28 protein-coding genes are annotated in these 23,683 nt (G+C 57.4%); 10 read left to right on the top strand and 18 right to left on the bottom strand.

Annotated features, from left to right (window positions below):
* Positions 1–99: 99 nt before the first annotated feature.
* The 17 genes from ACR3EH_RS13485 to rplO form a co-directional block, all read right to left on the bottom strand.
* On the bottom strand, positions 100–1,116 hold the full coding sequence (locus ACR3EH_RS13485) for an amino acid ABC transporter substrate-binding protein (protein ID WP_171186639.1): 1,017 nt from the start codon (positions 1,114–1,116) through the stop codon (positions 100–102).
* A gap of 205 nt (positions 1,117–1,321) precedes the next feature.
* A complete protein-coding gene (locus ACR3EH_RS13480; RefSeq protein ID WP_171186641.1) occupies positions 1,322–2,029 on the bottom strand; it encodes an ATP12 family chaperone protein in 708 nt (235 codons plus the stop codon).
* Positions 2,030–2,032: 3 nt separating this feature from the next.
* Complete coding sequence (locus ACR3EH_RS13475) at positions 2,033–2,704, bottom strand: HAD-IA family hydrolase (protein ID WP_171186643.1); 672 nt, start codon at positions 2,702–2,704, stop codon at positions 2,033–2,035.
* Positions 2,701–3,744: an RluA family pseudouridine synthase gene (locus ACR3EH_RS13470; RefSeq protein ID WP_171186686.1), complete on the bottom strand. Its 1,044-nt coding sequence runs from the start codon at positions 3,742–3,744 to the stop codon at positions 2,701–2,703. Before ACR3EH_RS13470 ends, ACR3EH_RS13475 begins: the two co-directional genes overlap by 4 nt.
* 120 nt (positions 3,745–3,864) lie before the next feature.
* Positions 3,865–4,671, bottom strand: a complete 807-nt coding sequence (locus tag ACR3EH_RS13465) for a crotonase/enoyl-CoA hydratase family protein (protein ID WP_171186645.1) — start codon at positions 4,669–4,671, stop codon at positions 3,865–3,867.
* Positions 4,672–4,769: 98 nt separating this feature from the next.
* A complete protein-coding gene (locus ACR3EH_RS13460) occupies positions 4,770–6,080 on the bottom strand; it encodes a replication-associated recombination protein A (protein ID WP_171186647.1) in 1,311 nt (436 codons plus the stop codon).
* Between the two features lie 3 nt (positions 6,081–6,083).
* Positions 6,084–7,469: a trypsin-like peptidase domain-containing protein gene (locus tag ACR3EH_RS13455; RefSeq protein WP_171186649.1), complete on the bottom strand. Its 1,386-nt coding sequence runs from the start codon at positions 7,467–7,469 to the stop codon at positions 6,084–6,086.
* Between the two features lie 74 nt (positions 7,470–7,543).
* Positions 7,544–8,599, bottom strand: coding sequence for a TauD/TfdA family dioxygenase (locus ACR3EH_RS13450; protein ID WP_171186651.1), 1,056 nt, complete (start codon positions 8,597–8,599; stop codon positions 7,544–7,546).
* Between the two features lie 123 nt (positions 8,600–8,722).
* Positions 8,723–9,613: a DUF2950 family protein gene (locus ACR3EH_RS13445; protein WP_171675611.1), complete on the bottom strand. Its 891-nt coding sequence runs from the start codon at positions 9,611–9,613 to the stop codon at positions 8,723–8,725.
* A 1-nt stretch (position 9,614) separates the two neighbouring features.
* Positions 9,615–10,937: a DUF3300 domain-containing protein gene (locus ACR3EH_RS13440; RefSeq protein ID WP_171186655.1), complete on the bottom strand. Its 1,323-nt coding sequence runs from the start codon at positions 10,935–10,937 to the stop codon at positions 9,615–9,617.
* A gap of 142 nt (positions 10,938–11,079) precedes the next feature.
* The gene (rplQ, locus tag ACR3EH_RS13435) at positions 11,080–11,502 is read right to left on the bottom strand and encodes a 50S ribosomal protein L17 (protein ID WP_170387757.1); all 423 of its coding nucleotides are present in this window, start codon (positions 11,500–11,502) and stop codon (positions 11,080–11,082) included.
* A gap of 117 nt (positions 11,503–11,619) precedes the next feature.
* Positions 11,620–12,636, bottom strand: coding sequence for a DNA-directed RNA polymerase subunit alpha (locus tag ACR3EH_RS13430; protein WP_050605850.1), 1,017 nt, complete (start codon positions 12,634–12,636; stop codon positions 11,620–11,622).
* Positions 12,637–12,750: 114 nt separating this feature from the next.
* Entirely contained in the window at positions 12,751–13,140 is a 390-nt protein-coding gene (gene rpsK / locus ACR3EH_RS13425) for a 30S ribosomal protein S11 (RefSeq protein ID WP_008757289.1), read from the bottom strand.
* A 15-nt stretch (positions 13,141–13,155) separates the two neighbouring features.
* Complete coding sequence (rpsM, locus tag ACR3EH_RS13420; protein WP_170332212.1) at positions 13,156–13,524, bottom strand: 30S ribosomal protein S13; 369 nt, start codon at positions 13,522–13,524, stop codon at positions 13,156–13,158.
* Positions 13,525–13,725: 201 nt separating this feature from the next.
* The gene (locus ACR3EH_RS13415) at positions 13,726–14,301 is read right to left on the bottom strand and encodes an adenylate kinase (protein ID WP_171091987.1); all 576 of its coding nucleotides are present in this window, start codon (positions 14,299–14,301) and stop codon (positions 13,726–13,728) included.
* Positions 14,298–15,662: a preprotein translocase subunit SecY gene (gene secY / locus ACR3EH_RS13410; RefSeq protein WP_171091989.1), complete on the bottom strand. Its 1,365-nt coding sequence runs from the start codon at positions 15,660–15,662 to the stop codon at positions 14,298–14,300. The genes ACR3EH_RS13415 and secY overlap by 4 nt, the downstream gene beginning before the upstream one ends.
* 109 nt (positions 15,663–15,771) lie before the next feature.
* Positions 15,772–16,245 carry a 50S ribosomal protein L15 gene (gene rplO, locus ACR3EH_RS13405; protein ID WP_171091991.1) on the bottom strand — a complete coding sequence of 158 codons (474 nt, stop codon included), beginning with the start codon at positions 16,243–16,245 and terminating at the stop codon, positions 15,772–15,774.
* A gap of 318 nt (positions 16,246–16,563) precedes the next feature.
* Here rplO and ACR3EH_RS13400 point away from each other — a divergent pair, with 318 nt between their 5' ends.
* Complete coding sequence (locus tag ACR3EH_RS13400) at positions 16,564–17,598, top strand: fatty acid desaturase (protein ID WP_171186657.1); 1,035 nt, start codon at positions 16,564–16,566, stop codon at positions 17,596–17,598.
* A 303-nt stretch (positions 17,599–17,901) separates the two neighbouring features.
* On the opposite strand, the gene ACR3EH_RS13395 is transcribed toward ACR3EH_RS13400, so the two are convergent.
* Positions 17,902–18,408, bottom strand: coding sequence for a hypothetical protein (locus ACR3EH_RS13395; RefSeq protein WP_171186659.1), 507 nt, complete (start codon positions 18,406–18,408; stop codon positions 17,902–17,904).
* A 457-nt stretch (positions 18,409–18,865) separates the two neighbouring features.
* On the opposite strand from ACR3EH_RS13395, the gene rplB reads away from it, so the two are divergent.
* From rplB to rplN, 9 genes are all read left to right on the top strand, one after another.
* On the top strand, positions 18,866–19,708 hold the full coding sequence (rplB, locus tag ACR3EH_RS13390; protein ID WP_008757664.1) for a 50S ribosomal protein L2: 843 nt from the start codon (positions 18,866–18,868) through the stop codon (positions 19,706–19,708).
* A gap of 3 nt (positions 19,709–19,711) precedes the next feature.
* Entirely contained in the window at positions 19,712–19,990 is a 279-nt protein-coding gene (rpsS, locus tag ACR3EH_RS13385; RefSeq protein ID WP_005980699.1) for a 30S ribosomal protein S19, read from the top strand.
* A gap of 3 nt (positions 19,991–19,993) precedes the next feature.
* On the top strand, positions 19,994–20,374 hold the full coding sequence (gene rplV / locus ACR3EH_RS13380; protein WP_039538267.1) for a 50S ribosomal protein L22: 381 nt from the start codon (positions 19,994–19,996) through the stop codon (positions 20,372–20,374).
* Positions 20,374–21,081 (top strand): 30S ribosomal protein S3, encoded by a 708-nt coding sequence (gene rpsC / locus ACR3EH_RS13375; protein WP_171091997.1) that lies wholly within the window; start codon positions 20,374–20,376, stop codon positions 21,079–21,081. The genes rplV and rpsC overlap by 1 nt, the downstream gene beginning before the upstream one ends.
* Positions 21,082–21,093: 12 nt before the next feature.
* The gene (gene rplP / locus ACR3EH_RS13370) at positions 21,094–21,507 is read left to right on the top strand and encodes a 50S ribosomal protein L16 (RefSeq protein ID WP_117872242.1); all 414 of its coding nucleotides are present in this window, start codon (positions 21,094–21,096) and stop codon (positions 21,505–21,507) included.
* A gap of 235 nt (positions 21,508–21,742) precedes the next feature.
* Positions 21,743–22,363, top strand: coding sequence for a 2OG-Fe(II) oxygenase family protein (locus ACR3EH_RS13365; protein WP_171186661.1), 621 nt, complete (start codon positions 21,743–21,745; stop codon positions 22,361–22,363).
* A gap of 432 nt (positions 22,364–22,795) precedes the next feature.
* Complete coding sequence (rpmC, locus tag ACR3EH_RS13360) at positions 22,796–23,002, top strand: 50S ribosomal protein L29 (protein WP_010437082.1); 207 nt, start codon at positions 22,796–22,798, stop codon at positions 23,000–23,002.
* A 4-nt stretch (positions 23,003–23,006) separates the two neighbouring features.
* Entirely contained in the window at positions 23,007–23,237 is a 231-nt protein-coding gene (rpsQ, locus tag ACR3EH_RS13355; RefSeq protein ID WP_171092001.1) for a 30S ribosomal protein S17, read from the top strand.
* A 75-nt stretch (positions 23,238–23,312) separates the two neighbouring features.
* Positions 23,313–23,681, top strand: a complete 369-nt coding sequence (rplN, locus tag ACR3EH_RS13350; protein ID WP_008757934.1) for a 50S ribosomal protein L14 — start codon at positions 23,313–23,315, stop codon at positions 23,679–23,681.
* The last annotated feature ends 2 nt before the right edge of the window (positions 23,682–23,683 follow it).

The raw sequence follows: 23,683 nt of genomic DNA, 5'->3' as shown, positions 1-23,683 counted from the left end.
GTTTTATTTGTCTTGGCGGGTTTGTCCCCGCTCTGCATGTTCCCGCAGCTCTTTGATGTGAAGAGGGCGCAGGTTGCCCTGCGCCCTTCTCCGTAGGTTTTAGCGGAACGGCGGCGAGTACAGCAGGCCGCCTTCGGTCCACTGTGCGTTCAGACCGCGTGCCAGACCAATCGGTGTCTCTTCACCGATGTTTTTGGCGAATACTTCACCATAGTTGCCACCCGCTTTGATGGCTTTGGCCGCCCAGTCAGCGTCCAGACCCAGCATCTCACCCAGAGTACCTTCGGTACCCAGCAGGCGGTTGATTTCCGGGTTGTCGGTGCCGGCGCTCAGCTCATCGATGTTGGCCGAGGTCACACCCAGTTCTTCTGCAGTGATCAGCGCGTTCAGAGTCCAGCGCACAACGTCACCCCACTCGTGGTCGCCGTGACGAACCAGCGGGCCCAGAGGCTCTTTCGAGATGATTTCGGGCAGCAGAACGTGCTCGTCCGGTGCTTCAAACGTGGCGCGGGTTGCGGCCAGGCCAGATGCGTCGGTGGTGTAAACGTCACATGCGCCGGCCAGATACTGCTGCTGCGCTTCGGCGTTGGTTTCAATCGGAACCGGCTCATAGCTGATGTTGTTCGAGCGGAAGAAGTCCGCCAGGTTCAGCTCGGTGGTGGTACCGGTCTGGATGCAGACGGTTGCGCCGTCCAGTTCCTTCGCCGAGCTGACGCCCAGCGCCTTGGGAACCATGAAGCCCTGACCATCATAGTAGTTCACGCCGGTGAATTCGAACTTCAGGTCGACGTCGCGGCTGAAGGTCCAGGTTGTGTTACGGGCCAGCATGTCGATTTCGCCAGAAGCCAGCGCGGTAAAGCGTGTCTTACCGGTGGTGGGAACAAACTCAACAGCGTTTGCATCGCCCAGAACAGCAGCAGCAACAGCACGGCACAACGACACGTCAAAGCCTTGCCATTCACCATTTGCGTCGGGTGCAGCAAAGCCAACCAGACCGGTGGTCACACCACAGTTCAGCTTGCCGCGCGCTTTAACGTCGTCAACGGTCCCTGCCGCGGCTGCGCCAGCTGCAAGACCGGCAATCGTTGCCGCGCCCAAGATTACGGATTTTTTCATTTTTACCTCTTCCTGATTTTCCACCTCTTACGAGGCGGCTCTGCCCGGCAAGTGGATGCCGGAAAGGTTACCCCAAAGGCGTCTCCCCTTTAGTGGGACTGAGTTTGGGCGTATTCATAAACAAACGTCAAGGGGCCGATCATCGAAATCGATGGTTCATGCACCAAGGTCTTTTAACATTTGCCCAAATATCAGGAAATAAGGCTCAAACCGACATATCAAAGAAGCGTTTTGCGTGTAAAAACGCGATCCTTTTGGTTTCGGCAACCGCATGGGCCTCGTCATCATGACCCCATTGTTCGATCTGCCACGTTTCGTCCAGTCGCGAAATGCGCCATATCTCGTCCGGTTCGCGCCAATCCATGGCCGTGGCAAACCCGAGAATCAATGACCCTGACAAGCTGACCAAGTCGTGGAAAGCCGCCAGTTGAAACGAATCCAACGCATGAACGCGCGCACGCAGTGTCTCAAGAGCAGGGTCAGCTTGCGGTTTGTGCAGCACCCCAGCGACCGGCACCAGACGCGCCGACAAGGTTGCCGCGGCCCAGTCAAGGGCGGGGTCCCATTCGGCGCTTTGGCGGTTTTGCAGCTCTTGCGGGTGCGTTGCCCGGTAACACAGCAGATCTGAATCACCATAATCGGCAAGCATGTCCGCCACCTCGGCGTGTTGAATGCGCACTTTGTCGATTGCAGCATTGGCGGAACGGGTGAACGGCATTGAGGCTGGATCAACCTCTTTGTCCTGTGCGTCCCATTCAGCAGCAACGGCGTCGGCCATGGTGCGGGTCGGCAGGACCAAACCTTCTTTGGCAGGTGTTTTGACGCGCCGACCGTCCAATTCAACCGTAAACCCGCCATCAGTTTCAACAACGGCACTTTCTTTCCAAAAGCGTTTTGGTTTCCAGTCGCTCATTTCCTAGTTCCATATTCCAGCCAGCGCCGTGGGCAACTGGTCAAATGTCTCGATCACGCAAGTCGCCGAAGCCAAAGCCGAGCGATCATGGTATCCCCAGGTCACCCCAATTCCGCGCACACCCGCCGCGGCAGCCATATCCATGTCAAAGCTCGTGTCACCAATCATCACTGCGCAATCCGGATCAACACCGGTTTCAGACAAGGCGGTTTGCACCATCGACGGGTGCGGCTTGGAGGGGTGATGATCTGCAACCTGACGTGTGACGAAGTAAGCCTCCAACCCGTGCGCCTCGATCAACGCATCAAGACCGCGCTGAGATTTTCCCGTCGCGACGCCCAAAAGCACTTCGGGTACGGCGTGCAATGCTTCAATCGCCTCACGCGCGCCGGGATAAAGCGGCGAACTGGCCGCCCCTAGGTCAAGCCGATGTGCGTGGTAAGCCTCTTTGTACCCTTCAACCAGATCACTCTGGACCAAGGATGGTTGATCCGGTGCCAGTCGCGCAATGGCGTGTGGCAAGGACAGACCAACAATCGAAAGGATCGCGTCGCGCGACGGGACAGGCACCGAAGCAGCCTGAAAGCTGGTTGCCATGGAGTGAACGATACTGCCCTGACTGTCGACCAATGTGCCGTCGACATCGAACAGAACCAGCCGTAAGGGTGCGCTCATTGCAGATCCTCAAACGGATCGTCAGCAGCCAGATCTTCGGTCCACCCGAACGTATCCCAGCTGTGCTTCATATGATCCGGCAAAGGTGCCGTGACTGTCACAGGCTTGCGGGTCATTGGGTGTTGAAAGGACAGACGTCGCGCATGCAGGTGAAGCTTTTTACTAATGATCCCGCCAAGTTGCGCGCCCCAGCCGTCGCCAAGGTTTTCCTGACCCGAGCCGCCGTATTTACCATCCCCGATAATCGGATGCCCGATGGCCGCCATATGGGCCCGCAGCTGGTGCGTCCGCCCGGTGATCGGCTCCATCGCGACCCATGCAGCCCGTCCGGCGACACGGTAGAGAGTAGCGTAATGCGTATGCGCGCGTTTGGCGCCCGGCGTGCTATCGATTTCGTTCATATGCACGGGGATCATCTTTTCGCCTTCGCCGTGCTTGCCATGACCCGGTGCTTTGACAAGGCCCGTCTTGATCTCACCCAAATATGGCGTCGGAACACCGGCAACCAGCGCCCAATAGATCTTGCGTGTGTCGCGGTGACGGAAAGCGGCCGTCAGACCCTTGGCGGCCTCACGCGTGCGGGCCAGCAGCAGAACACCTGACGTATCTTTGTCCAGGCGATGGACCAGACGCGGGTTCTCCTCATAACCGAACCGCAGTGCTTCGGACAGGCTGTCGACATGGCGGGTCTGCCCGCTACCGCCCTGAACCGGCAGGCCCTGCGGCTTGTTGAGCGCCAGAATGTGATCATCGCGGTAGATCACACAGGACTGAATCATCTTGGCATCGGCATCCGAGATACGATGTTTGACCTCAGCCGGTTTATGATCCGCGTCAGGCAAAGGCGGCACACGCACCACTTGCCCGACCTCCAGCCGGGTCGAGGCTTTGGCGCGGCTGCCATCGACACGCAGTTCACCCTTGCGGCACATCTTTTCAATGCGGCCCTGACTGACATGCGGAAACAGACGGCGCAACCAGCGGTCAACGCGCTGGTCGCCATCCCCTTCAGCGACTGTAATCATCTGTACGCCACTCATGCCATTAACCCTTGCACCGCGCGGGTGAGCCGCCCGGATTGCGCCTTTGTCCGTGTCCCAGAAATCATGGGCGTCTGTCGCGCGCAATGCACCAAGAGTCAAGGTATCTGGCTGTTGCGATCAGATGTTCGAGAAATCCCCGTGTCGCCCCGCCCCGTCCCGGAAACGCCCCGCGCCCGAGGTTCCTTCGCGACGGATCGCCTCCAATCCGTTGGCCCACTCCAACTTGAGCGCCTCGCGCACCGGCATACCCCGCGTTTCGATGATCGAACGGCGGTCAGCCCGCACAGCCTCTTGCGGAAAACGTGCGATTTCATGGGCCATTTCTTCAGCTACAGAACGCGCCTCACCTTGCGGGACAATTTTTTCCGCCAGCCCGATCCGATAACACTCCTCAGCCTCGACTTTCCGACCCGTCAACGCGATCTCCAGCGCTTTGCCTTGCCCCACCAAACGCGGCAACCGGACCGAGCCGCCATCCATCAGGGTAATCCCCCAGCGGCGGCAATAAACACCCAGATATGCCGTTTCCGCCATCACACGGATGTCGCACCAAAGGGCAAGCTCCATTCCACCGGCCACGGCGGCACCCTCAATCGCACCGATGACAGGTTTCGAAAGCTCCAAACGGGACGGTCCCATCGGCCCTAGCGTCGAAGTGGCTGAACCTATTGGAAAGGCATGCTTGTCGAAATAAGCCTCACGCAGTTCAGGATCGGCCAGCGAGGCGGCGAGTTTCAGATCCCAGCCTGCGCAGAAATTACCGCCTTTGCCCCAGAACACTGCGGCTTTGGCAGAACTGGCCTCAAAACTTAGGAACGCGTCAACCAGAGCCACGGCGTGTTCCGTATCAACGGCATTTCGTGCATCCGGCCTGTCGTGGATGATGGTCCAGACGTCTTGGGTCTTTTCAATTGAAACCGGCATTTCCCGTCCTCCCTTGCTGGTATTGACCCTAGGGAAGCGTTCAATTGCGAACCTGTCGCCTGTGACGCGGCGGCATGTCCATTACTGACCCTGCGTAACTAATTGTTGCGCTGTGTCCGAAGCTTGGCAAAGTAGTCGAGGCGCTTTTTCAGCTCTCGTTCGAACCCGCGTTCGACCGGTTGATAGAGGACCGGGCGTTTCATGGCTTCCGGGAAGTAGTTCTGACCGGAAAACCCATCCTCGGCGTCATGGTCATAAGAATAACCCGCACCATATCCCTGATCCTTCATCAGCGAAGTAGGCGCGTTCAGGATATGTTTGGGCGGTGGCTCGCTGCCGGATTGTTTGGCCAGTCGCATGGCCGCTTTGTAGCCGACATAAGCCCCGTTGGATTTTGGAGCCAGCGCCAAGTAAACTAGGGCTTGCGCCAGCGCTAATTCCCCTTCGGGAGACCCCAGCCGTTCATACGTTTCCCAAGATTGGAGGCAAATGGCCTGCGCCTGAGGGTCCGCCAGACCGATATCCTCAACCGCCATCCGCGTGATCCGACGTGCCAGATAGCGCGGGTCTTCGCCGCCGGTTAGCATTCGTGCGAACCAGTACAGCGCAGCATCCGGGTCAGACCCACGTACCGATTTATGCAGGGCCGAGATCAAGTTGTAATGCTCATCACCCGACTTGTCGTATTTCGCAGCCCGCCGCATCAGCCGCGTCGACAATGCATCGGGATCCAGCGGCGCGTCCACTTTCCAGGCCGAGACTTGTTCGATCAGGTTCAGCAACGCCCGCCCATCACCATCGGCCATTTCCTGCAACGCATCGCGCGCAGCTGGGGTCAAAGGCAATGCGCGGTCCAGCTCTTTCTCGGCGCGCTGCGTCAGGCGCTCAAGGTCGGCAAGGCTGAGGCGTTCCAGTACCAGAACCTGCGACCGGCTTAGCACAGCTGCATTCAGTTCAAATGACGGGTTTTCGGTTGTGGCACCGACCAACAGGATGGTGCCGTCTTCCATATGGGGTAGAAACCCGTCTTGCTGCGCCTTGTTGAAACGGTGGATCTCGTCCACGAACAACAGCGTCCCCTGCCCGTTTTGACGGCGAATCTTTGCGGCCTCGAAGACCTTCTTCAGGTCAGGTACACCCGTGAAGATCGCACTGATCTGGACAAAATGCAGATCGGTTTCCTGCGCCAAAAGCCGCGCTATGGTCGTCTTTCCTACCCCGGGCGGACCCCAGAAGATCAGGCTGGACAGACTGCCCGCTGCCAGCATCACACCCAGCGGAGCTTCCGGCCCCAGCACCTGCTCCTGACCGATGACGTCGCCCAGTGATTGGGGCCGCAATCGATCTGCCAAAGGGCGGTGCGGGGCATCGACGGGTTCGGTTGGCCCGGTGTCGAACAGATCGCTCATACGTTACAGCCGGAATCGCAAGGACACGGACCGGCCCTCGCGTTGAAGACCCATCTGCACGCGGCGTCCCGGGTTCGTCATCGCGCGTTCAACGTCACCAGGGCGCTGAATATCAACCGCGTTGATTGTCTCGATCACATCGCCGGGTCGTAACCCGGCCCGCGCGCCATAAGGGCCCGGATCAACCACAACAACGCCGGTCAGGGACAGGGGCAGGCCCAGCTTGGTGATCACCGCCGGATTGATCCGAGACACGATCAAACCCGGCAAAACTGTCGTATCGTCCAGCGCGGTTTCTTCGGCAGCGGGTGTTTCAGGTGCTTTGATCAAGGCCACCTCGACCTCATCGCTTTGGTCGCCGCGCAGCCGCGTCAGAACCGAGCTTCCCCCCACACCCGCAATAGACATGCGGAACTTCATTTCAGCGGGGGAGTTCACCTCGTCCCCGTCTACATGGGTGACAACATCGCCCACCTTCAGCCCCGCCTCGCGCAGCGGGCTGAGGTCATGCAGGTCCGAGATCACAACGCCCAGCGGGATAACCAGCCCCAAAGATTCCGCGATATCCGCGCTCATGTGCTGACCCGACATTCCCGCCCAAGGGCTGACAAAGCTGTCATTGCCTTGCTGCGCCTGTTTCAGGAACTCGGCCACCAAATTTGCCGGGATGGCAAAGCCGATACCGTTGGAACCACCTGACCGCGTCAGGATCGACGTGTTGATCCCGATCAGATCACCATTCACGTCGATCAATGCGCCGCCGGAATTACCCGGGTTGATCGCCGCATCCGTCTGAATGAAATACCCGCGACCGTTGCCCGTTGCCGTTCCCGTGCGCGCCAGACCCGAGATGATACCCGAGGACACGGTTTGCCCCACACCAAAGGGGTTCCCAATGGCCAGGGCCAGTTCGCCCACCTCAACCTGATCGGAATCCCGCAGGCTTAGGAAAGGCAGGTTTTCGGCCTCGTCCAAACGCAGGATCGCAATATCGCTTTGTTCATGGCCCAAAACAACAGTGGCCGAAAACTCGCGTCGGTCCGTGGTGACGACCCGAATCTCTGTTGCGGACCCAACCACGTGATAGTTGGACACGACATAGCCGTCATCGGACAGGATCACCCCAGAACCCAACGAGTTTTGAACACGCGGCTGTGGCGTGCCAAAGCCGCGGCCAAAGAAGTCTTTGAAAAACGGGTCCGAAAAGAACGGGCTGGCGCGCCCCTGCCGCACGATCTTGGCATAGATATTCACGACCGCAGGAGAGGCTTTTTTTACCACAGGAGCAAAGCCCAGCGAAATCTCGGCTTGCGACTGCGGCACACGTGTTTCAGCCGTCGCAAATGTGGAAACTGCACAGGTCAAAGCGATTAGTGTCGCGCGAAGCATGGATACCTCTACCTCAAAAGCTGCGTAGGATATGCGACTACGGGCGCGCTAATGCAAGCACCTGTCCGGCGTGCTCAATCCAGTGGCGCGTGCAGGCGGGTCCCTTTTGTAATGATCCCACCCCGATTGCCCACTTCGATCGACCCGTAGCGCTGCTTGAAAACGTCAGGTAACTCCCGGTCTCCGTCGGGTGAGAGCCATAGGCGAAAAAGATGCCGACGCTTGGCCGGATCAGGCCAGTCCACAAAACCCGTCCGGTCGTGTAACTGAGAATGGTTGTAGACAAATTGCATGTCGCCTGGTTGCAACCGCATGGTCAGATATAGATCTGAGTCGTTCGACAAGGAGTCGAACTTGTCCAAAGCAGCGACATGCTCTGGGGTCAGGCGCATGGCTTCGGGAAACCGCTGCGCGCTGTCGATGTACTGTCGCTGATAGAATACGGTCAGCTTGCCATCATGCCAGTTGAAGGGCGGAATAGTCATAAAGGGCTGCATGCCTTCCGGCACTTCACCGCGCCGGTCGGTTGCTATCGGGTCGAACAATCGCTCCAGCAGGTCCGGGCATTCGTTGCGCATCCGGTTATAGATGGCTTCAGCGCTGACCAGCAGTGAATCCCCGCCCTCTTTGGCGTCCCGAAGACACAAAAGCCCCACGATATCGGCACTGTCTGTGTGAAATGTCTGGCGCTCGTGGGTCTGATAGATCCGCGTGTTCGGGTCACTTGCGTCCGCACCAATATCCCGGACATGACCCAGAATATGCCCCTGCGCATTTTGGGATCGTGCCGATCCCAAATGGGCACCCACCCCGCAGAAGATCGCGGCGGCCATTTCCTGAGAATAAGTCTCGACCGGCAGGCCCCGGATCACTTCGAACCCAATACCGTTGATCAGCGTGTCTCTTAGAGTCTCAAGATGGCCGTCGAACCGGCGCAGCGGAAAATCTGTTTTGGTGATTTCGCCGATATCCTGCCCCAAGCTTAGATAGTGGCGCGCGGCTTGCTCAAGGTCTGCGACATCCTCTGGACTCAGATGCAACAGCCATTCATTCTGCCGCGCTGCCATTTCCCGTCCGGTCCAAACAGATGGGCCGGAGATTTGCGCCGGTATATCAGAAAACACGGTCATCGCTTCCTCCCCTCACGCTTTGCGCATGTTCGCTTGTGAGAAAGCACAGGTCATCACCTGAAGTCACCGAAACTTGTAAAAACACGACACCAATTCGGTGTGCTAGCTCGAACGGTTCGGGTTCTACTCGGCAGGGGCCCAGTCAGGGCCTGGGTCATATTCTAGGATGCCCTCCGCGCGTTCCAGCGTGTCAGGACCCAAGTCCGCCTCAAAAATGATCCCGTTCTCACCAACAAGAAACGAGTGAATTCCGGTCTCGCCATACTCGGAAGGAACAGCCAACAGCGCATGACCTGCTACAAAATGATCCCCAACAAAGTACGAATACGCACCACCCGGAGCATTGGGCCCCTGTCCCTGAAGGATCGTATAGTAATAACCCAGGAAGGGTTCAGGTTCGTAATCCTCTTCTCCATCACTCCACCCAGATGCCACCGCTCGTGCGAGCGCCGCGCCGACAAAGCTGTCTTCCTCGGGCCAGAACAGACCATCTTTCACACCCGGATCGGAAATGATGTTGCGCGCGAATTCCATCACGCCGTCGCCATTATGGTCGGCCAAACGGAACGCGGCCTGAAGATCGACATAAGCATCAAGCAATTCCAGCACTTCTAGCTCATTCAACCCGATCTCGCGGGCCGAAACCTCTTCGATGCCCGCTTCGAGGTCAAAGTGCCATTCCTCACCGGCCCGAGAAATCGGGATTGGGAAGGGCCAGCTGTCTTCCCCCAGCAAGACGACAACACCGTCCTCGTCCGGCTGGAAACGATAGCCCTCGGCATACATGCCAAGCACTTCCTCTCGTCTGGCGCGGTCTTCTTCTGGGTCGCCGGTTGCAAGCAAGTCTTCGGCTTCAGCCCCAAACACGTCCAGCAACTGGTCCCGATCATCCGACTTCAGAGCACCGACAAACGCATCCAAAGCCGCTTGCGGGCTGTTGTATCGGGCACCCTCGGATGCCGCTGTGCTCGCCGTGATCAAAAGAATGGCAGAAGAAACTATGAAATTCCGCATCTTATCTCCTCCGCTTTCCCTTGGCCGCGTGCCCGCGTTTTGACGCGCTGTGGGTTCTCTTGCCGGACGCTTTCTTTTGCATGGCTTTCCCTTTGGCCGCAGGTTTTTTCTGCTGAATTGCAGCCTTTTGGGCCTGGGGTTTCTTCGCGGTCTTCGCATTGCTTTTAACCGGTTTCTTGGCGGCACCAGAGGATTGCTTGGTTCTGTCCACAGCCTTCTGTTTCGCGGCGGCTCTGTCAGTGTCGACATTCCCCCGATTGACCTTGGGCAGTTGCTTGTCATTGCCGCGGTTGGCCAGTGCACCACCTGCAATCGCCCCGGCGCCCGCCCCGGCCGCCAACGCCGCAGCGCCCGAGCCGTCCCGACTTATGTCGGCAGCCCCGGATTCTCGGCTGAGCTTTGAGCGCAGCTCATCTGTGCGGCCATTTGGCCGGTCAACGGGCAATGTTCCGGCACCGCCGCCAGTGCGTTTATGATCGGCGATTTTTTTCCGCGCTTGTTGCTGACGGTTCGTATCAGGCTTCCATTCAACATCTGTGCGATTAATGTTGTTGCCGATATTGACGTTACCATCGACGTCTATGTCGATATTCGGGTTTCTGTAGATCGGGCCACCGCCCCAGCCACCGCAGTTTCGACACCCCCAATAACCATACCAATCATCGTCATCGTCGAAAATCTCGTCAATCAAAGCCACGGTGCCAAAGGTCAGCAGAGCGGCCCCCACCACGTTACCTGTTGATGGCCCGGTATAGACGGTCGCAGGATCGTATTGCGGAACATAAACGGTTTCCGTGTTGGTCGGTGTGATGACGACAGTTTCATCCTCTTCAACCTCAACCGTTTGTTCCGGGCCGGACACCAGTGCACCGCTGTCGATTGCCTGATCCCGCATCACCTGGACAGCATCCATCACATCGTCAGACTGGGCCAGCATTGCTGTTCCCATTGTTTCGGTCCAGTCGACATGCGTCGCCATTTGCCCAACGACTTCGGGGAACGCTGTTGCAAGCACGCTGACGGACGGGTCCCAACCCATGGCCTCGATTTCAGGCTCAAGCTCCGCCGGATCTCGGTCTGCGTTGTCGATCAGAAAACGCTCGGCCTTCACAATCTCTAGCGGCTGGGTCGAGGCGACAAGTATCTGGATGAGCAGAGTATCCGGATACAAGGCAACCGGCGCGACCAGAGTTTGCAGTTCTGCGTCGGTCAGAAGATCAGTTGTTTCTTGCGACGCCGCCTCGGTCGTTTCATCCGTTGTTTCCTGCGCGAAAAGCGCAGTGCTTGCGCAAAATAGGGGCGCAAAAATCAGATATCTAAACATATTGCGATCCTTCAATTTCTTTGAGGATCGCCCAAGTTCATGATTCTGGCAACAAATCTCGGAACATGCGCCTCGATTCTAAAAACAACAAAACCCCCGCGTCAGGGACGCGGGGGCTAAAAAATCAGAAAGCCGGGCTTTCTTATTCTTCGTCTGCGGCCTCTTCGGCGGCAACGCGGGCTTTGTCTGCCGCGCCTTTGGCGTCGATGTCACGATCAACGAATTCGATGATCGCCATCGGGGCCATGTCGCCATAACGGAAGCCAGCTTTCAGGATGCGGACATAACCGCCCTGACGCTCGGCGTAGCGGGGGCCCAGAACTTCGAACAGCTTCGCGACGTCTTTGTCTTCTTTCAGCTGTGCCGCGGCCTGACGGCGGGCGTGCAGGTCGCCGCGCTTGCCCAGAGTGACCAGCTTTTCGATGATCGGGCGCAGTTCTTTTGCCTTGGGCAGAGTTGTCTTGATTTGCTCATGCTCGATGAGCGAGCCAGCCATGTTCGCAAACAGAGCTTTACGGTGCTCATGAGTACGGTTCAGGCGGCGGTAACCACGTGCGTGACGCATTTTTCAATTCCTATCTTGCGTTTTGCTTTGTCTGGCCGGCGATGCGTGTCACCGGCTCTCCTTGGGGCGGAAGTGCCCATGTCGTCCCCGGAAACCCGGGCATTGGGGAAGACGCGTTTAGAACGCGTCTTCGAATTTCTTAGCCAGATCTTCGATGTTGTCGGGCGGCCAATCCTCGACATCCATGCCGAGGTGCAGACCCATGCCGGACAGCACTTCTTTGATCTCGTTCAGCGATTTGCGGCCGAAGTTCGGGGTGCGCAGCATCTCGGCTTCGGTTTTCTGGATCAGATCGCCGATGTAAACGATGTTGTCGTTCTTCAGGCAGTTTGCCGAACGGACCGACAGTTCCAGCTCGTCCACTTTCTTCAGCAGCAGCGGGTTGAACTCCAGACCATCGTCCTCGTCCTGACGGCTTGCCGATTCCGGCTCGTCGAAGTTGACGAAGATCGACAGCTGATCCTGCAGGATGCGAGCAGCAAAGGCCAACGCGTCTTCCGGTGTGATCGAACCATCGGTTTCGATCTTCAGGGTCAGCTTGTCATAGTCCAGAACCTGACCTTCACGGGTCGGCTGAACGTCGTAGGCAACCTTTTTGACCGGCGAATAGATCGCGTCGATCGGGATCAGGCCGATAGGTGCATCCTCGGGCTTGTTCTTCTCAGCCGAAACATAGCCTTTGCCGGTGTTGACGGTCAGTTCCATGAACAGATCGGCGCCATCGTCCAGGTGACAGATGACGTGATCGCGGTTCAGAACCTCGATGCCAGCGCTTTCGCTGATGTCACCTGCAGTGACAATTGCCGGGCCTTTGGCATTGATCGACAGGCGCTTGGGGCCTTCGACTTCCATGCGCAGGGCAACCTGCTTGAGGTTCAGAATGATATCGGTAACGTCTTCACGAACACCTGCGACCGAGGAAAACTCGTGCAGGACGTTGTCGATCTGAACGCTGGTGATGGCCGCACCTTGCAGCGAGCTCATCAGAACGCGGCGCAGGGCGTTGCCCAGGGTCAGACCAAAGCCACGCTCCAGCGGTTCGGCAACCAGGGTCGCCTGACGTGCGGGATCGTTGCCCGGCTTGGCTTCCAGCTGGGTCGGCTTGATCAATTCTGCCCAATTCTTGTGGATCATGTAATCCCTCCATTCCTGTCCGCGCCCCATGACCAACAAGGTGCAGACGCCCGAGGTTCAAAATGACGTGCTGGGGCCGTGCACGAACACAGCCCCAGCTCAATTCAAAATCGCTTAGACGCGGCGACGCTTCGGCGGGCGGCAGCCGTTGTGAGCAATCGGGGTCACGTCGCGGATCGACGTGATGTTGAAGCCCACGGCAGCCAGCGCGCGCAGAGCCGATTCACGACCCGAACCGGGGCCCTGAACTTCGACTTCCAGCGTCTTGACGCCGTGTTCCTGCGCCTTTTTGCCTGCATCTTCTGCAGCCATCTGAGCGGCGTAGGGGGTCGATTTCCGCGATCCCTTGAAGCCCATGGTACCGGCAGACGACCACGAAATGGCGTTGCCCTGCACGTCCGAGATCAGGATCTTAGTGTTGTTGAAGGTCGAATTCACATGGGCAACGCCCGATGCGATGTTCTTACGCTCTTTGCGCTTAACGCGAGTCTTGTCACGTGCCATCAGTCAGACCCTCCCTTATTTCTTCTTACCAGCGATGGCCTTTGCGGGGCCTTTGCGGGTACGAGCGTTGGTGTGGGTGCGCTGACCGCGAACCGGCAGGTTGCGGCGGTGACGCAGACCGCGGTAGCAGCCCAGGTCCATCAGGCGCTTGACGTTCATCTGAACTTCACGACGCAGGTCACCTTCGACGGTGAAGTTTTCGTCGATGTATTCACGGATTTTCAGAACTTCGGCGTCGGACAGTTCGTTGACGCGACGGGTCGCTTCAATGCCCACGGCTTCGCAGATCGCTTTGGCCGAGGTGTTGCCGATTCCGGTGATATATGTGAGGGCGATAGGTACCCGCTTGGCAGTCGGGATGTTTACGCCGGCAATACGTGCCACGTGTCACTTTCCTTTTCGTTGCGGTTCCGTAACTCCAGAACCTTTTTTCACAACGCTTTACCTTGGCAGTGTGGCCAGAGGGTTCAGCATTATTCGAGGTGGTCGGGGCATTTGGGACGAATCCCGCGTGCGGTCTTGATTCCCTAAAGGGATGGGGGTCGATATGGGCTTTTGGAAGGGGCGTCAAGCCCCAACCTGAAGTCAGCCGAGAATCGCCTCGATCGAGGCGGTGACTTCTTCGATGCTGGCCAGACCATTGACCGGGCGCAGGTCGCCCTTGGCATGATAATACCCAATCAACGGAGAAGTCTTTTTGTAGTACTCCATCAGGCGAATACGAACGCTGTCTTCGTTGTCGTCCGCCCGCACCGGCTTGCCCGCCGCGCGCGCCTCTTCAGCGCGGCCAACGATGCGCTGCACCAGAACCTCGTCGTCGACGCGCATTTCGATCACCGTGTGCAGCGACTGGCCCATCTTGGTCAGCAAAGCCGCCAAAGCGTCAGCCTGCGCCAGTGTGCGCGGGAAGCCATCAAAGATAAAGCCTGCACCCTTTTCGGTCGTCAGCTTTTCTTCGATCAGGCCGATCACGATCTCGTCGGTGACCAGTTGGCCCGAGTCCATGATCTCGGCAACTTTCTGGCCCATCTCCGTTCCGCTGGTCTTGGCTTCGCGCAACATGTCGCCGGTGCTCAGTTGCACCATGCCGCGGGTTTCAACCAGATGCTGCGCTTGCGTGCCCTTGCCTGCCCCCGGGGGGCCCAAAAGAATGATGTTCATCGACGAGCGGGTCCCTTCCTGCCGCGTTTCTTGCTCTTACCGCGCAGTTGGGACTTTTCAATCAGCCCTTCGTATTGATGCGCCAGCAGATGGCTCTGAACCTGTTGGATTGTATCCATGGTTACAGAGACAATAATCAGAACCGAGGTGCCGCCGAAATAGAACGGGATAGCGAACTGGTTTCGCAGAATCTCGGGCAACAGGCAGACCGCCGCCAGATAGGCCGAGCCCAGAACCAGAACACGGTTGACCACGTATTCCAGATACTCGGCGGTCTTTTTACCCGGACGGATACCCGGCACAAAACCGTTTTGCTTTTTCAGGTTGTCCGCCACGTCATCGGGCTTGAACGACACGTTGAACGTATAGAAATACGCAAAGAACACGATCATCGAAGCGAAGAACAACAGATACAGCGGCTGTCCGGGGCCGAAATTGGCCAGCATCCACGACATGATCGGTCCGTTCGCAGCACCTGCCGAGAAGGTTGAGATCGTTACCGGCAGCAGCAGCAACGAGCTGGCAAAGATCGCAGGGATCACGCCCGCCGGGTTCACTTTGACCGGCAGGTGGCTGGAGCCGCCTTCGTAGACTTTCATACCGGCCTGACGACGCGGATACTGAATGTGAACCTTGCGCAACGCACGTTCCATAAAGACCACAAAAGTGATCACAGCGATGACCATGACGATCACGCCAACGATCACTGCGGGGCTGATGGCGCCCGAACGTCCCGAGGCAAAGAACTGCGCCAGCGCGGCGGGAACCTCGGCGATGATGCCGACGAAGATGATCAAAGAGATACCATTGCCGATACCGCGCGCGGTGATCTGTTCACCCAACCACATCAGGAACATGGTGCCGCCGACCAGGGTAATCATGGTCGACATACGGAAGAACATGCCCGGATCGGTCGCCAGATCCCCTGCTTCCAGCGAGACCGCCAGACCATAAGCCTGCACAGTGGCCAGAGCCACGGTGCCGAAGCGGGTGTACTGGTTGATTTTCTTGCGGCCCTGTTCGCCCTCTTTCTTGAGTTGCTCAAGCGCGGGAACCATGGATGTCAGCAGCTGCACGATGATCGAGGCCGAAATATAGGGCATGATGCCGAGGGCAAAGATACCCATCCGCCCCAGCGCTCCGCCGGTGAACATCGAAACCATGCCGCCGATGCCTTGCCCCGCCTGTTCCATGAATTCGCGCAGCGCTTGCCCGTCGATCCCCGGCACCGGAATAAAGGTGCCCAGACGATAGACGATCAGCAAACCCAGCGTGAACAGGATGCGGTTGCGCAGATCGGTGGCTTTGCCCAAAGCAGCCCAGCTTGTATTGGCTGCCATTTGTTCTGCTGCTGATACCATAAATCGGTCTCTCTTATGCAAACGCCGCCCGGAACCGTTTTCCGGCTCGGACGGCGTCTTGGAAAACTCTGAGGTCTATGTAAGCGGGTCTTGGCCCGCTCACAAGCGATTACTCTGCCGCAGCAGCTTTTGTGACCTTCAGTGAACCGCCCGCTTTTTCAACTGCCTCAACGGCAGATTTCGAAGCACCGGTTACTTCCAGGTTCACTTTGGCACTGATTTCGCCTTTGGCCAGAACGCGGATACCGTCCAGCTTGCGGCGGACCAGACCGGACGCAACCAGAGCGTCTTCGGTGATCGCAGCCGAAGCATCCAGCTTGCCGGCTTCGACAAACTTCTGGATCAGGCCCAGGTTAACAACGGCGAATGCTTTGCGGTTCGGCTTGCTGAAGCCACGCTTTGGCAGACGCTGGTACAATGGCATCTGACCGCCTTCGTAGCCATTGATGGCCACACCCGAGCGGGATTTCTGGCCTTTGATACCACGGCCACCCATTTTACCTTTGCCGGAACCCGGACCACGGCCAACGCGCGTGCGTTTCGGTGCGGCGCCAGGATTGTCGCGCAATTCGTTCAGTTTCATTTCGCTTCTCCTAAGCCGGATATGACCCCCGAAGCGTGATGGGCCAAACACGGCATTTCTTGGTTTTGATTCTCATGGCGGAAAGCCACCGCAGGCGTATAGGCCCGATGGCGGGGCTTGGCAAGCCTGCAGATTGCCGTCTGGCCTGCGGTACGGTCACAAGCCCCTGTATGAGGTTTCCAGATGATACCTAAATGACAAGCTCACTGCATTCTGACCGTTATTTGACTACGAATTGCAGCGGTTTTGACAGAAACCACTTGCCATGCCGGGGTGGTAGTCTATCGGGATGCCTGAAAACACCAGACTGGCAGGCGCATGACTCACCCTTCTCACTCGCTTCGGGACAAGCCGGAGAAAACCGCCGCACGTGACTGGGTCACAACTCTTGCCAAATATCGCGAACCGGACGAACTGCGCAGCTCGTTCGAGCTGTGCGTCAGCATTGTTCCATTCTTCGCGCTTTGGGCATTGTCCTGGATGTCGCTGTCGATCAGCTATTGGCTGGCCTTCGCGATTTCCGTGCTAAATGCGGCCTTTCTGCTGCGCCTGTTTGCCATCCAGCATGATTGCGGGCACGGCGCGTTCTTTAAGAACCGGGCCCTCAGTGACTGGGTCGGGCGCGGGATCGGCGTTCTGACACTGACGCCTTATGATGTCTGGCGTCGCACGCATTCCACGCATCACAACAGCTCGGGCAATCTGGGCAAGCGCGGGATGGGCGATATCCACACCCTGACTGTGGCCGAGTATCAAGCCAAAACGCCAATGAACCGGTTCTGGTATCGCGTCTATCGGAATCCGATCACCCTGTTTGTGTTTGGCCCCGGCTATCTGTTTCTGTTTCAGAACCGCCTTCCGCTGGGGCTGACCGACAGCGTCAGGTTCTGGGTCAGTGCGATGGCCACCAATGTCGCCATTCTGGTCATATTATTGACGGTCTATTATTTTGGCGGCGTGATGCCGATGCTGCTGATCTTCCTGCCCTCAACCCTGATTGCCGCAGCGGCCGGAGTATGGCTGTTCTACGTGCAGCACCAGTTCGAGGACACACATTGGGAGTCAGATGAGAACTGGCAGCTGCACGAAGCGGCACTGCACGGAAGCTCTAATTATATATTGCCGTCGGTCTTGCAGTGGTTCACCGCCAATATCGGCATCCACCACGTGCATCACCTGTACAGCCGCATTCCGTTCTATCGCCTGCCCGAAGTGCTGCGCGATCATGATGAGCTGGCCAACAGCAACCGAATGACCATCCGCGAAAGCCTCGCCAACGCGCGGCTGCATCTGTGGGATGAGCAAAGCCGCCGCCTGCTGTCCTTCGCCGAGGCGCGGTCGCTCTATGGGTGAGGGGCAACCTGACCCAGACCCTGATCGTTCCGACCGATCGATAAGCCGCGCCAGCGACTGCCCGTAGGATGGCGCGGCAACGGTTGATCAGCGCGCTTTATGGTGCCAGATACATCAGACCTCATAGTTAGGCGTAAACGTCCTCAAAGCACCAGCCCGCCGGGACGGGCAGTCGCTGGCGCAGCGGCCTTCGGCCTAGTCCCGCGCTTGGTCGCGGCTCAATGGGAACCGGTTTAACGCCCTCCTGAGCCTGCTCGTGAAAGATAGCCAATCTTTTTAGTGGGTTGAAACGTCATTGTATAGCTAGGCAGTCGGATGGTTTTCTAAGTGACTGTCCAAAATTTTGGCTTGGACAAGACAACTATACACCTTACCCATCAGCGCATGGGCTTTCTGAGCTTCGTCTTGCGCAATACGCACATTTTTTCTGTCAAAGTATGCTTTTTCGTGCACCACCTCGCGGCGCAAATCCCTAAACCACTTCAGAGAATTGTATAGTTCGTCATCTCCAACCCCCAGCAACTTCATTTTTTCCTCATAGGTGGCTTTATCATTCTGGTTGTACTTTGTCTTACTGTGGTGTTCGACAATTAGCAGGTGCAGAATTGCCTCCAACCACATCCCTGAAAACACGATTAGTATCAACGCGTTCTTGAAACTACGTTGGCTTAGATCAAGTGTCTTCCTCGTTATTACTACTCCATCAGGCATCATTCGCTGAAGCTCAATGTGATCATCCTCAATGTTGCGAAATGCATCCTGACAAATTGATGAATAAACTGTCACGTTGCTCAAAATGAATTCAGTCATGTCTTAGCGCCTCGCTTTATTCTCCGGCTGCTATTCTAACGCTGATATTTTTTGAAGTAGGAAACTCCCGTCAAACAGATTTGAACTCACTACTTTGGTGATGGAAACGATTTCTGCTGCCAAAGACGACGCGGTGGAAAGGGTAACTCACGAAGTCCGCTTTCTTTAGCCTTCATTCGTCGAATATGTTCGATACTAGGTTGGCGAAGCTACACGAGTCTAGAGTTGCCATAGAGGCATTGTACAGACGCAAAAACGTGAAACCAGAAAATCTATCGCCCTATAGACACCCACCCCCAACCCTGTTAAATGCTCCCAATCTTGCGGCCTCGGATTCGTTCCGGGGCCTCTGATATTTGTAACCGGGGACCTTCGGGGCCCTATACCCTTGGCACCTACGGGGGCCTATCACATAGCGGGGGAACTCCCTGCACTTGCTAAACGGAAGACAGAAAGCATGGCACTCAAGTCGTACAAGCCGACGACGCCGGGCCAGCGCGGGCTGGTGCTGATCGACCGTTCGGAGCTTTGGAAAGGACGTCCGGTCAAGTCTCTCACTGAGGGTTTGACCAAATCGGGCGGCCGGAACAACACCGGACGGATCACTTCACGCCGCCGCGGCGGTGGCGCAAAGCGTCTCTACCGGATCGTTGACTTCAAACGGAACAAATTTGATGTCGCGGCAACCGTCGAGCGGATCGAATATGACCCGAACCGGACCGCATTCATCGCACTGGTAAAATACGAAGACGGCGAGCAGGCATATATCCTGGCTCCGCAGCGTCTGGCTGTTGGTGACAAAGTCGTGGCATCCGCCAAGGCCGACATCAAGCCGGGCAACGCAATGCCGTTCTCGGGCATGCCCATTGGTACCATTGTCCACAACATCGAGATGAAGCCTGGCAAAGGCGGTCAGATCGCACGTGCGGCTGGTACTTACGCTCAGTTCGTTGGTCGCGATGGCGGCTACGCTCAGATCCGTCTGAGCTCGGGCGAGCTGCGCATGGTCCGTCAGGAATGCATGGCCACCGTCGGTGCCGTGTCCAACCCCGACAACTCGAACCAGAACCTCGGTAAAGCCGGTCGCATGCGCCACAAAGGCGTGCGCCCGTCGGTTCGCGGTGTTGCAATGAACCCGATCGATCACCCGCACGGTGGTGGTGAAGGTCGTACCTCGGGTGGCCGTACACCGGTTACGCCGTGGGGTAAGGACACCAAGGGTAAGCGTACCCGCAACAAGAACAAAGCGTCCCAGAAGCTGATCATCCGCTCGCGGCACGCCAAGAAGAAGGGACGTTAATCTATGTCTCGCTCTGTTTGGAAGGGTCCTTTCGTCGATGCTTACGTGCTGAAAAAAGCCGAAGCAGCGCGCGAGTCGGGCCGCAACGAAGTCATCAAAATCTGGTCGCGTCGTTCCACCATTCTGCCCCAGTTCGTGGGTCTGACCTTTGGTGTGTACAACGGCCAGAAGCACATTCCCGTCAACGTCTCGGAAGACATGATTGGTCAGAAGTTCGGTGAATACTCGCCGACCCGTACCTATTATGGCCACGCCGCAGACAAAAAAGCGAAGCGGAAGTAAGTCATGGGCAAGGAAAAGAACCCCCGCCGCGTGGCTGAAAACGAAGCAATGGCGAAAACGCGCATGCTTCGCACCAGCCCGCAGAAACTGAACCTGGTTGCGCAAATGATCCGCGGCAAGAAAGTTGAGAAGGCTCTGACCGACCTGACTTTCAGCAACAAGCGTGTCGCGCAGGACGTCAAGAAGTGCCTGCAGTCCGCAATCGCGAATGCCGAAAACAACCACAACCTGGACGTTGACGAGCTGATCGTCGCCGAAGCATGGGTTGGCAAGAACCTGGTCATGAAGCGCGGTCGCCCGCGTGCCCGTGGCCGTTTCGGCAAGATCATGAAGCCGTTCTCGGAGATCACCATCAAGGTGCGTCAAGTTGAGGAGCAAGCCTAATGGGACATAAAGTCAATCCGATCGGCATGCGCCTTCAGGTCAACCGCACCTGGGACAGCCGCTGGTACGCTGATACCAAGGACTACGGTGATCTTCTGCTCGAAGACATCAAGATCCGTGAGTTCATCAACAAAGAGTGCAAGCAGGCCGGTGTTGCACGTGTGATCATCGAACGTCCGCACAAGAAGTGCCGCGTCACGATCCACACCGCACGTCCGGGTGTCATCATCGGCAAGAAAGGTGCGGACATCGAAGTTCTGCGCAAGAAGCTGGCCAAGATGACCGACAGCGAACTGCACCTGAACATCGTCGAAGTGCGCAAGCCGGAACTCGACGGTCAACTGGTTGCCGAGTCGATCGCTCAGCAGCTGGAACGCCGTGTCTCGTTCCGCCGCGCGATGAAGCGTGCCGTTCAGAACGCCATGCGCATGGGCGCCCTGGGTATCCGGGTGAACGTCGCTGGTCGTCTGGGTGGTGCCGAAATCGCACGGACCGAGTGGTACCGCGAAGGCCGCGTGCCTCTGCACACCCTGCGTGCCGACATCGATTACGCACATGCCGAAGCGATGACTCCTTACGGGATCATCGGGATCAAGGTCTGGATCTTCAAAGGTGAGATCATGGAGCACGATCCGCAGGCACGTGACCGTAAAGCACAGGAACTCCAGGATGGTCCGGCACCTCGCGGTGCAGGCGGCCGTCGCTAAGGGGGAATTGAGATGCTTCAACCAAAGCGTACAAAATTCCGCAAGATGCACAAAGGCCGGATCAAGGGTGAAGCCAAAGGCGGCTCTGATCTGAACTTTGGCACTTACGGTCTGAAAGCTCTGCAGCCTGAACGCGTCACCGCGCGTCAGATCGAAGCTGCACGTCGTGCCATGACCCGTCACATGAAACGTCAGGGTCGTGTCTGGATCCGTATCTTCCCCGACACTCCGGTCACTGCAAAGCCGATCGAAGTTCGTATGGGTAAAGGTAAGGGTTCGGTGGACCGCTGGGTTTGCAAGGTCAAGCCCGGTCGCGTGATGTTCGAGATCGACGGCGTCAATGACGACATCGCCCGCGAGGCCCTGCGCCTGGCTGCGATGAAGCTGCCGATCAAGACCCGCGTAGTGGTTCGCGAAGACTGGTAAGCGATTGGGGCTCAGGCCCTGTTCGTTAAAAGATTGACCCCCCGTCGGGACACCGGCGGGGGTTTTATGTTGGGGCGCTGCCCCCGCCGCGGCAAGCCGCGCCTCCCCCGAGGTATTTTCAGCCAGATGAAAAATGGATCCCTGCTTCATCTGGCCAAAAATATCTCGGAGCGCGAGGCAGAGCCTCGCAATTCCGCCATCGCCTTCCCCGCATCACTGGTCTAAGAGAGGGCGCATGGCACAGATTGAATCACTCTTCGTTACCCGTCTCTATCGCGCAGCTTTGTCCGAGTTTGGTCCCAAAATCGACGCGGAGGAGCTTGAAAATTCTTGCCTTGTCATCGCCGAAGATGACGAGGCCGGACAGGATTGGTGCGAAGAAAACGGCTATTCCGGCTATACCAGCTATGCCTCGCTGACGGACCTGCCCTGGCGGTTCCCGATCTTTGCCGATCTGGTGAGAGTGCTGGATCAACACGTGGCGGCCTTTGCCAAGGATCTGGAGTTTGATCTCGGCGAAGGAGAGCTGAAGCTGGAGGATCTGTGGATCAACATCCTGCCCGAAGGTGGTATGCACTCCAGCCACCTGCACCCGCACAGCGTCATTTCAGGCACGACCTATGTGGCGATGCCCGAAGGGGCGAGCGCGTTGAAGCTGGAAGATCCGCGCTCGGGCCGCATGATGGCCGCGCCGACGCGTCTAAAAGGCGGACGGCGGGATTTGCAGCCGTTCATCTATATGAAGCCACAGGTAGGCGACGTCCTACTGTGGGAAAGCTGGCTGCGCCACGAAGTGCCGATGAATATGGCCGAGGACGAGCGGATCAGTGTCAGCTTCAACTACAAGTGGGATTGACCCCTGTATCAGGCATGCAATGGAAGTTGCGACTCCGGTATTCTGGAGTGGCGCTTTGGTGTTGTTCCTATTGACGCTCTATCGAACAGGCTGGAATTTTCGAGAGAGCACCTTAAAGATGGTCGGATTGCGGGGGTTAGGCGACCTCACAACGCTTGAATTGGTTGTTTGGGCAGCAACAATGGGCGGAACGTTTTACGTGTTCTTTCAGGTTTTGGATGCGTGTAAAGATTTGTAGCGATCAATCAGTTTTTTGACCCGATAGATTCTCTCCAAACTTTCCCTTGCCACCCACCCCCTAAACCCTTATACGGCGGCATCCTGCAAGTCCCCCGGCCGAGTCGGGGGATTCGCATGTCTATCATTCATCCACCAGGTCCAAGGTGACCCTGCAAGGGGGCCTTCTGGTGTTTTGAGCAAAGGAAAAAGGCGATGAACGCCCAAGAACTGCGTGACAAGACCCCGGACCAGCTCCGCGAGGAACTGGCCAACCTGAAGAAAGAAAGCTTTAACCTGCGCTTTCAACAGGCAACCGGTCAGCTGGAAAATACAGCTGGTATCAAAGCGGCCCGCCGCAATGCTGCCCGCGTCAAAACCATTCTGAACGAAAAGGCCGCTGCCGCGGCATCGGAGGAGTAATCCTATGCCCAAGCGTATCCTGTCCGGAATCGTAACCAGCGACGCCAATGAGCAGACCGTGACTGTTTCGGTTGAACGCCGTTTCAAGCACCCGCTGCTGCAGAAAACCGTTCGTAAGTCCAAGAAATACCGGGCTCACGACGAAAAGAACGCCTTCAAGGTCGGCGACACCGTACGCATCATCGAATGCGCGCCGAAATCGAAGACGAAACGTTGGGAAGTTCTGGAAGCGTAAGCTTCCGGGATTTTTCATTTGTCGAAACCCTGGGGGATCTAATCAGACCAGCCCCCACAGGTCGGGAGAAACCACATGATCCAGATGCAGACCAATCTGGATGTTGCTGACAACTCCGGCGCACGCCGAGTTCAGTGCATCAAGGTCCTGGGTGGTTCCAAGCGTAAATACGCCTCCGTTGGCGACATCATTGTCGTCTCGGTGAAGGAAGCCATCCCGCGCGGCCGCGTAAAGAAAGGTGACGTCCGTAAGGCCGTCGTCGTACGCACCGCCAAAGAAGTCCGTCGCGAAGACGGCACCGCGATCCGTTTTGATCGCAACGCCGCCGTCATCCTGAACAACAACAACGAGCCAGTCGGTACCCGTATCTTTGGCCCCGTTGTTCGCGAACTGCGCGGCAAGAACTTCATGAAAATCATCTCGCTGGCTCCGGAGGTGCTGTAATC

It is taken from the genome of Ruegeria sp. BG7, from assembly GCF_056535685.1.
The sequence above is the reverse complement of the archived record's forward strand: the minus strand, read 5'-3'. Positions and strand labels throughout refer to the sequence as shown.